10 protein-coding genes are annotated in these 15,105 nt (G+C 61.1%); 5 read left to right on the top strand and 5 right to left on the bottom strand.

All coding sequences use genetic code 11. From position 1 onward, the window contains the following. Position 1 precedes the first annotated feature (1 nt). On the top strand, positions 2–979 hold the full coding sequence (locus tag AC1Z3W_RS07760) for a bifunctional helix-turn-helix transcriptional regulator/GNAT family N-acetyltransferase (protein ID WP_124832356.1): 978 nt from the start codon (positions 2–4) through the stop codon (positions 977–979). 13 nt (positions 980–992) lie between these two features. Here the strand turns inward: AC1Z3W_RS07760 and AC1Z3W_RS07755 are convergent, their stop codons facing one another. Both AC1Z3W_RS07755 and AC1Z3W_RS07750 read right to left on the bottom strand, forming a co-directional pair. Further along, positions 993–1,325, bottom strand: coding sequence for a cupin domain-containing protein (locus AC1Z3W_RS07755; protein WP_057924904.1), 333 nt, complete (start codon positions 1,323–1,325; stop codon positions 993–995). Positions 1,326–1,759: 434 nt separating this feature from the next. Further along, positions 1,760–3,238: a sensor domain-containing diguanylate cyclase gene (locus tag AC1Z3W_RS07750; protein ID WP_483507388.1), complete on the bottom strand. Its 1,479-nt coding sequence runs from the start codon at positions 3,236–3,238 to the stop codon at positions 1,760–1,762. Positions 3,239–3,368: 130 nt separating this feature from the next. Here AC1Z3W_RS07750 and AC1Z3W_RS07745 point away from each other — a divergent pair, with 130 nt between their 5' ends. After that, positions 3,369–3,704, top strand: a complete 336-nt coding sequence (locus AC1Z3W_RS07745; RefSeq protein ID WP_483507387.1) for a 3-isopropylmalate dehydratase small subunit — start codon at positions 3,369–3,371, stop codon at positions 3,702–3,704. A 412-nt stretch (positions 3,705–4,116) separates the two neighbouring features. On the opposite strand, the gene AC1Z3W_RS07740 is transcribed toward AC1Z3W_RS07745, so the two are convergent. Continuing rightward, positions 4,117–9,630, bottom strand: coding sequence for a trifunctional serine/threonine-protein kinase/ATP-binding protein/sensor histidine kinase (locus AC1Z3W_RS07740; protein WP_483507386.1), 5,514 nt, complete (start codon positions 9,628–9,630; stop codon positions 4,117–4,119). A 592-nt stretch (positions 9,631–10,222) separates the two neighbouring features. Between AC1Z3W_RS07740 and AC1Z3W_RS07735 the strand changes: the two genes are divergently transcribed. Next, positions 10,223–10,612, top strand: a complete 390-nt coding sequence (locus tag AC1Z3W_RS07735) for a response regulator transcription factor (RefSeq protein WP_057924900.1) — start codon at positions 10,223–10,225, stop codon at positions 10,610–10,612. Between the two features lie 50 nt (positions 10,613–10,662). On the opposite strand, the gene AC1Z3W_RS07730 is transcribed toward AC1Z3W_RS07735, so the two are convergent. Continuing rightward, positions 10,663–11,331: a response regulator transcription factor gene (locus tag AC1Z3W_RS07730; RefSeq protein ID WP_175824545.1), complete on the bottom strand. Its 669-nt coding sequence runs from the start codon at positions 11,329–11,331 to the stop codon at positions 10,663–10,665. 930 nt (positions 11,332–12,261) lie between these two features. Here AC1Z3W_RS07730 and AC1Z3W_RS07725 point away from each other — a divergent pair. After that, positions 12,262–13,014 (top strand): acyloxyacyl hydrolase, encoded by a 753-nt coding sequence (locus AC1Z3W_RS07725; protein ID WP_483507385.1) that lies wholly within the window; start codon positions 12,262–12,264, stop codon positions 13,012–13,014. 252 nt (positions 13,015–13,266) lie between these two features. Here the strand turns inward: AC1Z3W_RS07725 and AC1Z3W_RS07720 are convergent, their stop codons facing one another. Continuing rightward, positions 13,267–13,842: a YbhB/YbcL family Raf kinase inhibitor-like protein gene (locus tag AC1Z3W_RS07720; protein WP_483507384.1), complete on the bottom strand. Its 576-nt coding sequence runs from the start codon at positions 13,840–13,842 to the stop codon at positions 13,267–13,269. Between the two features lie 524 nt (positions 13,843–14,366). Between AC1Z3W_RS07720 and AC1Z3W_RS07715 the strand changes: the two genes are divergently transcribed. After that, positions 14,367–15,098, top strand: coding sequence for a glutathione peroxidase (locus AC1Z3W_RS07715; RefSeq protein WP_057924897.1), 732 nt, complete (start codon positions 14,367–14,369; stop codon positions 15,096–15,098). Positions 15,099–15,105 lie beyond the last annotated feature (7 nt).

Below are 15,105 nucleotides of genomic sequence, written 5' to 3'. Positions count from 1 at the left end.
CATGGACCTCATCGATATTCCGGCGAAGCCTCGCGAGGCGACGATCCTCGAGCTTCGCGATTTTTCCCGCAAGCTGGTTCGCGAACTGGGTTTCATGCGCGCGACATTGGCCGATAGCGATCTGGCTCCCTCTGCCGTTCACGCCGTGCTCGAAATAGGCATGGCGCCCGGCATCAGTGCAAAGGATCTGGGCAGCATGCTGCGCCTGGACAAATCGAATACGAGCAGGCAGCTTTCCCGGCTCGAAACGGCCGGCTTCGTGACGCGCCGCGTCTCCCCCGACGATGCACGTGCGACCGAGTTGTACCTGACTGCCGACGGGCAAAAACTTCGCAAGAAGATCGACCAGTTCGCGACGCGTCAGGTGTCGAACGCGTTACGCCGAATGGTTCCGGCAGACCAGCAAACCCTCGTCCGCGCCCTCGCGCTTTACAGCGATGCGCTCGCGCAGGACAACGTTGCCGGGGCGCCTTCACCGAAACCGGACGCCGCGCAGATTGTCGACGGCTACCAACCCGGCTGTATCGGCGACATAGCAAGCCTTCACGCGCGGTTCTATGCGGAGCACTGGGGGTTTGGCGCGTTCTTCGAGAAAAAGGTTGCTACCGAACTCGCGGAATTTGCCGGCACGCTGCCGGCTGAAGGCAAGGCTCTGTGGCTCCATGCGGAGAACGGCCGTGCGCTCGCCTCTGTCGCAATCGACGGGAATAAAGCCACGGGAATCGCACATTTGCGATGGTTCATCGTCGACGACGCATTGCGCGGCTCCGGTATCGGGCGGCAACTGATGACGCGCGCGATGCAGTTCGTCGACGATCAGCAGTTCGGCGAGACCTACCTGTGGACGTTCAAGGGCCTGGATTCCGCACGTCACTTATACGAATCGTTCGGCTTTACGCTGACGAGCGAATCGGAGGGCGCGCAATGGGGAACCAGCGTCATCGAGCAGCGCTTCAGCCGATACCGGCCAGGCCAATAAGCCACCGCGCGATTCAGCGTTCGTAATAGATCGCGAGCCAGACCGACTGTTGTTCCGGATGCGTCCACGCAACGCGATGCCGGCAATGCGGCTCGATCAGCACGTAGTCGCCGGGGCGCATGTCGTGCAGCGTCGCGTCCGCCTCGAACTCGAGCACGGCCGCGCCCGACAGCAGCACGACCCACTCGGCACGCGGATCGTCATACCAGAACCCGTCGGGACTCGCGTGCCCCATTGACACGATGCGCTCGACGTTCAGGCGCGGCCCCGCGACGAGTATGTCGATCCGTTCGTCGTCGCCGCGCACCGCTTCGGTGCTGAACAGATTGCCGGTTTGAAGTTGCATGGCTCGCCCCTCGCATCGCCCGTCGTTCGACGGCGGTTGACGTCCACTGTAGCGCGGCGGCCTTGGTCGCGGCGAACTTGTTTGCGGATCCCGGCACGACCGGCGCTCGAGCGGCCGCCTCGTCGTCGATATCGCGCGCCGTCGGTTCATGACGCACGATCGACGGAAACACGATCGGAGCAGCCGCACCGACCGCGACGCCCCGGAACATGTCCGCGCCGGGACGGGCTCCCAACGGATATGGATCGATGAATCGTTCGGTATGCGTCGTTAGGTCTCCGGCCGCATTCGCCTGGCAGCAGCACGCATGCGCAAGCGCGGACTTCCTCGTTACCACGTCGGTTGCGCATCCGTACTTCCGGTATCCGTCCACATTCTCGACAGCATGTGATACGTGCTCGCCGGCTGCAACAACGCTGCCATGCCGCGACGCGTCACGCCGGCGCCTGAAAGGCGGCGACCTTGTTCCGGCCGGTCGCCTTCGCGTGGTACAGCGCCTCGTCGGCAGCCTTGATCACGCTGCCGGCCTCCTCATCGTGCTCGGGCGTCCAGCTCGCGAGGCCGATACTGGCGGTGACGCGCCCATGTTCGCTGCCGACGTGCTCGAGCGCCAGTTCGTCGATTGCCGCGCGAATCCGCTCGGCAATCTGGGCGGCGCCCGTCTCGGGCGTATCGGGGAGCAGCACGACGAATTCCTCCCCGCCGTAGCGGGCTGCGGTATCGGCCGGCCGGCGGATGTTGTCGCCGATGCAGCGCGCAACCGCGGCCAGCGCGTCGTCTCCCGCCTGATGGCCATAGGCGTCGTTATAGGCCTTGAAGCGGTCGACATCGACGAACAACAACGAGAAGACCGATCGCGCTCGCCGGGCACGACGCCATTCGCGATCCAGCACTTCCGCGAAGCTGCGGCGATTGTTCAGCCCGGTGAGGCCGTCGGTGCGTGCGAGCAACACGAGTTCCGATTCGGCGCGCATCCGGCGCCGGAGTTGCGTGCCGAGCATGACCGACACCGCGATGAACGCAGCGCCGAACGTTGCCACCAGCGCGCCGATCGTCGCGGCCCGGTGCCGCCACGCCGCATAGATGTCCTGCTCCGCTTCGGCGACCATGATCATCAGCGGCAGCTTCGGCAGATGCCTGAAGTAGTAGAGACGGCGTACCCCGTCGAGCGTCGAGGTTTCCGAGAATACGCCCTCCCGCGCGGTCTGAAACCGCTTGAAGGTCGCGGCCTGGCTGATGTCGCGGCCGATGGTGCGAGCGTCGTACGGCTGACGCATCACCATGACGCCGTCGCTGCCGATCAGCGAGATCGAACCGTGCTGCCCCAGTGACAGGCCGGCAAACAGATGGTGGAAATATTCGAGGTTGACCGCGATGAGCACGATCCCGGCGAACGAGCCGTCGGGGTTCGAGATCCGCCGCGTGAGCCCGATGCTGAGCGTGCCGCTGCGCAGGCGCGACGGGTACGGGTCGCTGATATAGAGCCCTGCATCCGGATTGTCGCGATGGACGGTGAAGTACTTGCGGTCGGCGAAATTGCCGCGGCGCGGCACGTCGTTGGCGGAATCCAGGACGATGTTGCCGGCGGCATCGAGTACCAGCATCGAGCCGAGGAATTGTGCCGTCATCGCGTTATCGAACAGCGCGGCGCGCCGCACGCTCGCGGGTGCGTCCATCAAGTCATGACGTTGAAGCCCCTGGATGACCGCCTGCAGCGACAAGTCATAGAGTTCGAGGTTGCGTTCGATGTCTCGCTCGGCGACCAGGCCGAGATTGCGGGAAGTTTCGCTCGCCCGCTCGAGCGCGTCGTTGCGGCTCTGGAACAGCTGCAGCACGCACAGCCCCATTAGCGCGCAGGCGATCACGATGCCGATCACGACGATCGTATAGGGAGCCGCCGACCTGGATTGCATGTGTCTCCTCGGTGACCAAGCTTGTGCGCAGACGCACGCCGCGCTTCCTTCATACTAAAAGACGCATGATGGCATATCAAGCGGCCCAGGCATCGATCATGGCGCGATAAGGGCGTGTCGATGCCCGCTCATGTCGCACCCGATCTTCATGCATCCGGGGCCGGAATGCTCGCCGGCAGAATCACGACCGGCGTATCGCCCGCCTCGATCCGGCACGGCGGATCCCGAGTGCGGGCGCGCGAACATCCTCGCTGCAGGAGCGAATGTCGGTTGCCGTTCCAGCCGGACGCATGCGGCGTGGGGCCTGCAACAGGCAGGCTTGGGAGCGGTGATCGCGCCAGGCTTCGGCGAAATCTTCCATTTCAATGCGCTCGACAATCGGTTGCCGCTCGTCACGCTCGAGCCCGCCGTCGTGGCACAACTCATCGCATTGGTAGCGCATAGATGGTTGTATTGGCAACCATAACGATGGCACGACCGCACTGACCGATCACGATCGGTCCGGTCTTTGCGCAGTCGAATCACTCGGCAGGTCGATCCGGCCTGAAGCCTCTGCCTATTCCCGAAGAAGCACCCTGGATCCGGCTTCGACCAACGGGAGGAGACAAACGGTAGCTGGAATCTGCAGAAACCGCCACGCGATGTGGGCAAGGCTTGCGGTCAGAGCAAAGCGGCCAGCCATGGCTGAGCGTGACTACCTGCCCATCCTTCGGCCCCATTCCTTGTAGTAGATTTCGACGCCATCCTTGGTGGTGATCCTGTCCGAGGACCGAATCCTCGCCCCCGCCGCACCGGCAGTGGGCTTCGGTTACGCCGGCAGAAAAAACGTCGAAGACGGTTCCGCATGGTCGGTGCCGCGTCGCGCGACGCCCGGGATGCTAGTCTGCCGTGGCCGGATGCAGCGGCACCGTGAACTGGACAACAGCGCCGCGCGGTGAATTGTCACTGGCCCATAATTCGCCGCCATGAGCGTCGACAATGGAGCGGCATATCGACAATCCCATCCCCAACCCGGTGGGCTTCGTCGTGTAGAAAGGTGCGAAGACGCTTTTCGTGTTGTCCGGACCAAAACCCGGCCCCGAATCCCGTACAGTCACCCGTACGCCGCCAATCTCGGACGTCCGGGTATCGATGCGCAGTTCTCGCCGGCCATCGTCGACACCGTTCATCGCTTCGAGCGCATTGATCACCAGATTCAGCAGCACCTGCTGCAGCTCGACACGGTCGCCTTCAACGCATGGCAAGTCGTCGGCGAGCTGTATCTCCACCGAAGCGCCGTTCTTCCTTGCTTCTCCCCGGGTGAGTTCGATCACCTCGCGAATCGCGTCGTTGAGGTTCACCGGCTCCTTCCGCGGCGGGGCTTTCCTGATCAGCTGGCGAATCCTGCCCAGCACGTCCGACGCGCGATTGATGTCCTTGACGATGCGGCCGAGCGCAAGGTTAGCCTCGTTGATATCCGGCGGCTGGAGGTTTAGCCAGCGCTGCGCGGCCTGAGCATTGGTGACCGTTGCGGCAATCGGCTGATTGACCTCATGCGCGATCGAGGCTGCGAGCTGCCCCATGGTCGCCACACGATTCGCATGCGCCATTTCGGTCTGCACCTCCCGATAGCGCCGCTCGGTCTCGCGGATTTTTTCCGCGGCCTGCTTTTGCTCGGTCAGATCAAGCACGAACGCGACACCTTCATTCCGCCTGGCCTCAAAAGTCGCCAGGCCGACAATGACAGGCACGCGGGTCCCGTCCTTCCTGATGTACTCCTTCTCGAAAGGATCGACACGGCCCGTCCGCTGAAGCGCCTGCAGCCTTTCATCGGCCTCTTGTTGTGCTTCCACCGGCGTCAGATCCCTCCAGCGCAAGCGGCCCGCCAGGAGATCGTTGCGGTCATATCCCACTATGCGCAGAAATACGTCGTTGGCCTCCAGAACTTCGCCGTTGGCATTCCAGACAAGAATGCCGATGATGTTCGCATCGACAAGGCGCCGGATTTTTGCCTCCCGCTCCTCGACGTCACGATAGAGGCGGGCATTTTCCAACGAGATCGCAGCTTGCGATGCCACAAGCTTGAGCACGGCGATACGCGCCGGACTGAACACATGGGCGGCCAGATTGTTCTCGAGGTAGAGCGCGCCGGTCAACGTTGCCCGATTCATCAAAGGCAAACAAAGAATGGAACGCGCACGATGCTCGCGAATATACGGATCGTCGGCAAAGGTGGGCACAATCGCGGCATCGTCGAGAATGATGCTCTCGCGGGTACGCAAGACATGGTACAGAACCGCCTGCGGCAGCATCTCGCCGCTCACCGGCAGATCGCACAGTTGCAACTGGATAGCCGTCTCACCGGTCGTCGCCTGCGCCACGATGCTATGCTCGCCGTGCATCGGCAGGATCAGCAGACCTCGTGCCGCGCCCGCCTGCTCGACGGCCGTGCGCATGACCATGTCGATGAGTTTTTCGAGGACGATATCGCCGGACGCAGCCTGCACCACCTTGATCACGGTCGCCAGATCCAGATGTTCGACTGGCGCATCGATCGTGACCGACTGCCCGGGAGTCAGCCTGTCGGTTCGCTGGTAAGCATTCAGGTAGGGATAGTTCGCTTCGAGTTGCCGGACCTTTCCATCGGCCCCCCAGCGCAGATAGCCATAGCGGGCGTCATGCATATATACACGGGCAATTCTCCCGAGGCCGCGAGCCGCATAAAAACGCGCTGCCAGTTCATTGGCCAGCGCCTCGACGTGGATGAAACCGCTTTCCTGCGCCGAGCGAACAGCCTGTTCGTAGCACATCTCGGCGTCGGTCACACGACCTTCGAGGCGCGCGATCTCGGCACCGATCAGCGCACTGTGGCTCGCGAAATTCTCCGCGCAGAGATCCGACCAGATGCGGAGTTGCCGGTGGTGATCGTTCAGCGTGTCAAGGTGCGATGGCCACTGTTCGGGGCGGACGGCGTCGCAGTGACGGGCCAGGGTCAACGCGGCATAAAAATAGTACTCGGCCTCCTCGATGAACGCGTGCAGCGTCCAGCGTAGATCGTGTGCCTTCGCGGCGGCATGCATCGCTGCCTCGTTGTCTCCGGCGATGAAGCCAGCTTGCAGTTTCCGGACCCAATACCAGCATGCCGCAATCGAATGCGACGGCGCGGACAAGCGTTGCTCGACCTGTGCTTCGTCGAACGCCCCGTCATCGAGGCAGCCAAATTTCGGTGTCGTGCCACGGAGCATCCGGATGAGTGCGAGCTGGCTTTCGATGAAATCGATGACGGCGCCGAATCGCACTTTCCTGGCATACGCGAGACCACTTTCGGCCTCTCGCTGCAGCTCGGCCAGCGGCTCACCGATAAAGAGCAGATTCGAGATGAGGCAGTTGCACGAGAATGCGCCAATGGGTACGTCACCGATCTGGTTGGCCAGGTCGAAATTGCGGCGCAACCGATCGCCGCACGTCCGTACCGGTTGTACCCAGTGAGCGACGAAAATGGAAAACGGGTGATACGTGCTGGCTTTGTAACGCTCGATCCCGCGCCGCTCGACAAGCGTGCGTCCGAGATGGCCGAACCGGAATCCTGCCTCGTAGTCACCGAAAAGTCGTCCGGCGAATCTCGGAAGGTGAACATAGGCCACGCAAGAAGCATCGCCATTGCCATGCTCGAGACTCAGGGTAATTGCTTTACAGACGGTCAGACAGGCAAGGTTGCAATCCGTGCACACGGCCGGTGCCAACAGCTTGGTCAGCACTTCGACGGTTGCAAGAACGGTCGGGTCATCCATCGACGGAAGCTCGACGAGTTCTTCGATTGCCTGATCGCCGAGCAGCGACCAGATGCGATTATATTCGCTGCGTACCGGCACCGCGTCCGGGCGCGGCGACCAGTCCAGGCCCACGTGACGAAGAAACGTCAGGCAAACCGCGATCGCATTTTCGTTCTGGTCGAGGATGAGATACAGGTCTGCCCGCAGACATGCAACCCGGGCGCGCTCGACGGTCGTGGCGGCACGTTTCGACAGTTGCGCCAATCGCTCTTCGGCGGCCGACAATTGACCGGTCAGGAATTCACATTCCGCGCGGCCCAGTTCCAGCGCGAATATCAGCTCGTGTCTGCGGACCCAGCAATCGTCATTCAACAGCGACAAGCCGGTCGAGAAATAGGCGAGCGCGGACGCGTAGGCAGTCGATGCCTTGGCGCGCCGGCCGGCAAACAGGTTGAATTCTGCCAGCCGCTCTCTCTCATCGCGCTCGGTAATCAGTGCGGAGCCGCGGTTGAGCTGCCCCGCAATTTCGAAGATCGCCTCGTCACGCCGTTCCGGTGGCGTTTGCGCAGCAAGCACGCGACCGATTTGCAGATGGGCTTTGGCGCGCGCCTCTTCGGGAATCAGCGAGTACGCCGCTTCATGAACACGGTCGTGAACAAACGCGTAGGCCCCTTCAGACTGCTCGACCAGTTCCTGGCGGACCGCGTCCCACAATGTCACGGGGACTGCAGATTCCGGAACGGCAAAGACACGCGACAACGTCGAAATCTCAGCGACGTTCCCAAGGCATGCGAGTTGCTGCAGTGCCTGCTGCGTTTCAACCGGCAAACGGACCAGCTTGCCGATCATCAGATCCACGACGTTGTCGGTGTATCCCTTGGCATGGATGCTGGCCGCATCCCAGATCCAGGTCGACGCATCATGATCGAAAGTCAGCAGTTCCTCTTCCGCCAGCGTCTGCAGGAACTGGATCAAGAAAAACGGGTTGCCGGCAGTCTTCTCCTCCGCCAATCGTGCCAGCGGCTCGATACACGCGCGATCGCAATGCAACGACTCCGCAATCAACTGCTCGATGTGATGCCTCGAGAGCGGCGCCAACTTGATCTCGTCGATCCTGGCACCCGCGTGCCGGATCGACCGAAGCCTGCCCGTCAATGGGTGCGTGGCATCGACTTCGTTGTCGCGGTACGCGCCGACGAGCATGAGGTAACACAGGCCGGGGTCGACAAGCAGATTCTCCAGAAGATCCAGCGTTGCCGTATCAAGCCACTGCAAGTCGTCGAGGAACAGCACGAGCGGATGCTCCGCCTTGGCGAATACGCCGATGAAACGCCGAAATACGCGCAGGAACCGCTGCTGCACCTGATGCGGTTCGAGCTTGGGAAGCGGCGGCGGCTCACCGATGATCAGCTTCAACTCGGGGATAAGGTTGGTCACGAGCGCCGCGTCGGGCTCGAGTGCGTCGCATAATGCATCGCGCCACGTCGCAAGGTCCGCGTTGGACTTGCCGAGCAGTGTGCGTACCAGACCTTGAAAAGCCTGCACAAGCGTCGAATACGGAATGTCGCGCTTGTACTGATCGAACTTGCCTGATGCGAAGAGCCCGCGAGGCGGCACCAGCACTCGATGCAATTCGTGAACGACAGAGGATTTGCCGATACCCGAATAGCCCGAGACCAGCACCAGCTCAGGTGTGCTGGTATTGAGCACGCGTTCGAACGCGGCGCACAGGGTGCCGACCTCGCGCTCCCGTCCGTACAACTTCTCGGGAATCCGTAGCCGGTCCAGCGTGCCGTTCTCGTCCAGTCGAAAGTCGTCCACGCGCCGCTGACGCTCCCAATCGGTCAGGCAGCGTTGAAGATCGTGCGCGAGACCGGCGGCCGTCTGATAGCGCTCCTCCGCTGTCTTCGCGAGCAGTTTCATGATGATGTGGGACACCGTGGCCGGCACGCCAACACGTCCGCTGGGCGGCACCGGCTTTCTGGCGATATGACAATGCACCCATTCCATCGCGTCCGCTGCACTGAACGGCAGCACGCCGGTAAGCATCTGGTAGAGCGTGACACCCAGCGCATAGAGGTCGCTGCGCGAGTCGACGGAGCGATTCATGCGTCCGGTCTGTTCGGGCGCCATATACGCGAGCGTGCCGGAAATGGTCTCCGGCGGTTCAGGCGCCTGGCGCTCGCGTGGCAGCCGCGAGGCGAGGCCGAATCCGGTCAGGCGCGCTCGTCCATCGGAACAGTTCACCAGAATATGTAGCGGCTTGACGTCCTTATGGAGGAGTCCGTGCTTGTGAACGTTGACCAGCGCCGAAGCAATCGCAATCGCAACGCGCAAGAACGCCCCGGTCTCCATAGGCGCGCCAATCAGACGCGTCAGCGGCTCGCCGCCGGGGTCCTCGAACATCAGGACCGTGCGGTTATCCGCGCGCAGCAGCTTCAGCGGCCGCACCGCCCATGCACCATCGAGATGATTTTTCAGGCCGAATTCGTGAGTGAGCCGCTCTATGCTGGACGGCAATGGATGCTCGGCTGCGGGATACGCATACAGGACGCTGCCGCCACCACCCTCGCCTCGGCACGTTCCCCGGGAGACAATGCGCTCACCGTCGTCCCACAGAATCTGAAGTCTCTCACCCATCGGAACCGGAGCCTTATGAAGGTCTTGATCTGCCGCGTGCTGCCGTCGAACTTTGGTCCGTGATCACGGCTGCACCCCGCATCTCAGTGCAAAGTCGGCACCGATACACGCCGAAGCTATCTAGTCAAAAACATCTTCGCGATGACAAATCGCCGCATAAACAGGTACGCCGCCAGCATATTACCGCGCCATTTAAGATTACCGCTACCTTTCATATTTACCATTGGAAAGATTCGCCACTCGGCCGCCGGTCGTCGCGCGTATCCGCCGAATCCTGATCATGCCGATTACCCTTCCGTCGGTACGACCGGATCATCCTCGCGGCGCAGGCTGCGCTGGCGCACCCTCGCTCACCAACAGCGAATGCGCATGTTCAACGCAAACCGAGCTCCGCGTCCGCATTCGTGGCGATACTCGATCGAACGAGAGCGGTTCGCAACACTCGCTCGACTTCGTCGACGATCAGGTCCACTAATACATAGGTACTATTTCACATCTTGCAGATGAGATTTACGCTGGCTACCGTCAAAGCATAAGCCGACGCGTTCTCGCTGTGCCGCACGACGGTCCAGCGCACGCTGCTCCTTTCCCGATGTACGAGGCCGAACACTTGCGTGCCGCTCAAATAGTTTCGATAGTTGACGACGATGAAGCCTTCCGGCTTGCGACGGGTAGCCTCGTGCGCTCGTTCGGCAGGCCAACACGCCTATTCGCGTCTGCGGAGGAATTTCTTGATTCCGGTGGAATCGCCGAAACATCGTGCCTGATCTCAGACGTCATGATGCCCGGCATGTCGGGAGTCGACATGCTGATCCGGATTCAGGCACTCGGCCACACCATGCCGACCCTGTTCATCACGTCGTTTCCGACTGCCGATCTGAAAGCAAAGGCGCTGGCAATCGGCGCACTGGTCGTGCTTGGCAAACCAGCGGATCCCGATGCCATCGAACATTGGCTCAACTTCGCACTGAAAAAGCCATAGGCGGTCGACAACCGTTGGGGCAGCGCGCCGCCGGAGCCTATGCATCGTCTCTATTTCTTCAGTTGCGGAGTAGCGCCAAGCGATTCCGATTTTCTGACGAGATCGGCGACCGACCGAACCGCCATCTTCCTCATGACCTGCCCGCGATGAATCTTCACCGTGACCTCGCTGAGGTTTAATTCAAAGGCGATTTGCTTGTTTTTCAAGCCTGCCACAACGAGGCTCATGACTTCCCGCTCGCGCGGTGTCAGTGAATCATAGGCGGCGCGAACCGCCAAACCCGACTGTTCGGCTATCAGCCGTTGTCCGTCGCGCGCCAATGCATTGGCAACGGCGTCCAGCATGTCCTGATCACGAAACGGTTTCGCCAGGAAATCAACCGCGCCCGCTTTCATCGCCTTGACCGTCATAGCAATATCGCCATGCCCGGTCATGAATATGATCGGCAGACGCATGTTGCTGGTTGCTATCTGCTCCTGAAAAGCGAGACCGCTTTCTCCACGAAGCCTGACATCGAGAATCAGGCAACTCGGCACGCTGTATTTCGGGAACGCAAGAAATTCCTGCGCCGATTCAAATGTCTCGACGCGAAGCCCGATGGAGCGCAGCAGGGCATCAAGCGCCTCGCGCATTGATGCGTCGTCGTCGACCACATAGGCGACAGGGTCCTCGCGGTCGTCGTGATGCCGGGGCAACGTCGGATGCACCCGTGTGCTCATTTCCCCTCCTTGCCCTGCATTGCTGTGAGCATACGAACCGCTCGCTACCGCGCTCCAGTGTCGCCTGCCTGGTATCCCGCCGCCGAAAATCGCGGCAGCCCTACGGGAACTATACGGGGCACGATTATACTGCGCCCGCCGTCGAATGGAATGTGCCATTAATCGCGACATTGAAATGCAGATATTGGACACAGTCCTATCACATCAATATTGGGCCGCGATTCGCGCCCGACGCGACGGCCGGACGATTCACCTCCTTCTTCAACCGGCCTGGTTGCCGCTGTTTACAGGCCAGCCGAACAACGTGTTCGCGCAGTCTCGGTCGCCGTTCCGCCAAGTCGATCTCGAGCGTTCATCGATTCAACTGGTGCATAACGGACAACACGATGAGTCCACCTCGCTGCCTACCGCCTCCGCTCGCCGCCCACTACGATCGTGGCACACGGCTATTGCCGGAATCCGCGTACCGCAAGCCGGCTGGCTTCTCGCCTGAAGCGAGCCGTCGACCGACCGGCCTGCCCCGGACCATCCGGCGACCTCTTTGGAGACTTCACGATGCCTGGCGTACGAGACGTCCCATTGCGCGACGGCCGGCCCTCTGGCGATCCGGTTCCGTCATCTCATGCGCCGAAGGCGCGACATCGATCTGTCGGCAACGACAAAGCGCAATGAGTGCAAGGAATTCAACAGCGGCGCCAGCACGAAGCAGCCTACGTCGTTTAATGCCATACCGACCAGAACGCCTTTGAAAGATGGTTACATCCCCCCCATCGAAATCCAGCGACTCTCGCACGCCGGCCAAACGTGCGAGCGAAGAATTGCTCAAGGAAAATACCTATCTACGTGCCGTGATGATGTACCTCAAGGAGCTCGAAACATTACTGCAGGCAAAGATGCAGACAGCACAACGGAAGCGGCACAAATAACCGAATGACCGTCGATTGTCGTGCGCCGGGCAACACGCAATTTCCACGTGGCGAGCTTCTGGAATTTCGGCGATTTCCATACGATTTACCGCATATATTCTCCGGCAAGTCGACGGTCGAACAGATAGCCCATATTTCGCACATGACATCATATGAATCGCCTTGCGAACCGATCAAGGCACGCCATTTTTCGATCAACGCGCTCATGCGTCCTGTCGCCGCGGCCGCATTGCTGAGTATCGCCAATTCGAACGTCGCTGCAGCAGAGCTCGTCGGCTGGCATCATCCGGCCGTGCATCTCGGGTATGGTCGAGATACGAGTCACGACATCAATAAATACGAGCTTGGCATCAACTTCAACACCCCCATTCAGTATGGCAATCCGGAGGGCTGGTTGTTCAGGCTCCAGGCAGAAGCGAATATAGCCGGCTGGAATACACGCGGCGAAACGAACAAACGCGACCTGACGGAACTCGGACTCTCGCCGATACTCCGCCTCGAAAAGCACGGCGGTCATGTCGTGCCGTTCGTCGAGGGTTCGGTTGGCGTGCGCATCTTGAGCCATGCAGGCACTTCCGACCAGCACCGCATGGGCAGTGCGTTCCAGTTCTCGGATATGGTGGGGGTGGGTGTCGGCCTTGGCAAAAACGCCGCCACGGAAATTGGATTCCGCTTCCAGCATATCTCCAATGCCGGCATCAAGGAACCGAACCCGGGGAGCAATTTTTACTCGGGCTACGTACGCTATCGCTTTTGAAACCCCGTGCCGGTCGCGACGATCGGGCATCGAGGAACCTCTGGCCGCGTGCATCGATCCCGTCAATTGACCGCACCGTGCGACCTGGACACAGTCGATGCGCGAGCAACGCGTCATCCGTGCGCGCCCCTTCAGGGCGCCATCTTGCGTATCGACCATGAAGCGTTGCGCGGCAGCGTTCCCGGCCGCGACACTGCACGGCCACGCACGTCGTGATGCCGACCAAACATACGCTCGACCGGCATTCAGCCATCAATTCGACTGTCGATGGTACGTCGCGACATATCGTGCCTGGGCAATGATGTTTCCATGCATCTGATATGCGACGACCGCCGGACTCGACGTCGGCTTCACATCGACGCTCGGGACCGACAGCGCGGATACCGTGACGACATATCGATGTGATTCGCCTTGCGGCGGGCATGGCCCACCGTACCTGGACTCGCCAAAATCCGTCAACGTCTCGAGCGCGCCGGCCGGCATCAGTCGTGCGTCTCCCGATGCCCCCTTCCGAATCGCCGTTTCCGAAGGCGGGATATTGACGACATCCCAGTGCGTCCATCCGAGTCCGCCCGTCGGCGCGTCGGGATCGTAGATGGTCACGACGATGCTTTTCGTTCCGGGCGGGATGTGCGACCACGAGACACGGGGCGAGACGTTGTCACCCTGACAACCGAATCCGTTGTACACCTGCGCATTCACGAACCGACCGTCCTGGTCGAGATCGTCAACCTTCACGGCAAACGGCTCGGCAAACGCCACTGTCGGCATGACTGCGAGAAGTATCGCGGAGCAGATACTCGCTCGCGTAACCATATCGAATCGCATGGGGCACTCCTTGGAGAGATTCAGTGAGATGCTTCGTACGACCGGATCGACATACGGCATGGCGCGTATGTGACGATCGTCGACGCGAATTCTAGGCCCGAGCTTCGAACCTCGGTAGCACCGCGGGCGAACTCACCATATTGCCTGGGCGACAACAATCGACAACGTGCGGAAATACAGAGACGCTCCGCATTTCGCATATCGTGCAAATCGGGACGAATTCGCACATTCGACGGACTCCGGATTCATCGCTTGAGTGAATCCGGGTTTGAAGATCGACGTCGTTCGTTCCGATACGCACGCGAGATTGCAGCAAGGAGGGCCGAAGCCTCGTGAGCGTGGCATCGCTACGTCGCGTCGTTGGTGCATTTCACGCACGGCTGTATTGCCGCGCGACCCCGTCGACCATACAGCGATCGCACTCCATACTGATCACCAGCAACGATCAACCGGGTGCGGACATTGTCCGTTTCACACATGCCGTTCTCCCGCCCGGATCACCGACTGCCGATGAGGAGTTCAACATGCCGCAATCCCGTGAAGGTCAACGCGTGCCCAACGTGACGTTCCGCCTATGCGAAAACAACGCATGGAGGAACGTCAGCACCGCGGAGCTGTTCGATGCCAGGACGATCGCCGTATTCTCGGTGCCGGGCGCCTTCACCCCGACGTGCTCGTCGACCCACCTGCCGCGCTTCAATGAACTGGCACCTGCGTTCCATGCCGCCGGCGTGGACGCCATCCTTTGCGTGGCCGTCAACGACACCTTTGTGATGAACGAATGGGCCAGGAACCAGGAATGCCGGAATATCGTGATGATTCCGGATGGCAACGGCGAGTTCACTGACGGCATGGGCATGCTTGTCGACAAGACGGGTTTGGGCTTCGGCAAACGAAGCCGCCGCTATTCGATGCTGGTCAGGAACGGCATCGTGGACAAGATGTTCGTCGAGCCCGATGAGCCGGGCGATCCGTTCAAGGTGTCCGACGCCGACACGCTGCTCGACCATGTTGCACCGGATGCGCTGCGTCCCGACCGGATCGTCGTGTTCTCCAAGGTCGGCTGCCCTTACTGCGCGAGGGTCAGGCAGTTGCTGTTCGACCATGACATGGAATATGTCGAGGTACCGCTCGACCACAACATCCGCGCCAAGGTATTGGGCGCCGTATCCGGCAGCATGACCGCGCCGCAGGTGTTCATCAACGGCCGGCACATCGGCGGCGCCGAAGCACTGGGACTGTACCTTCAGCAATAGGTTGCCA

This window comes from Burkholderia sp. 10_S31 (genome assembly GCF_056930375.1).
Note: the sequence above shows the minus strand (reverse complement) of the source record. Positions and strands in the feature narration are given on the sequence as shown.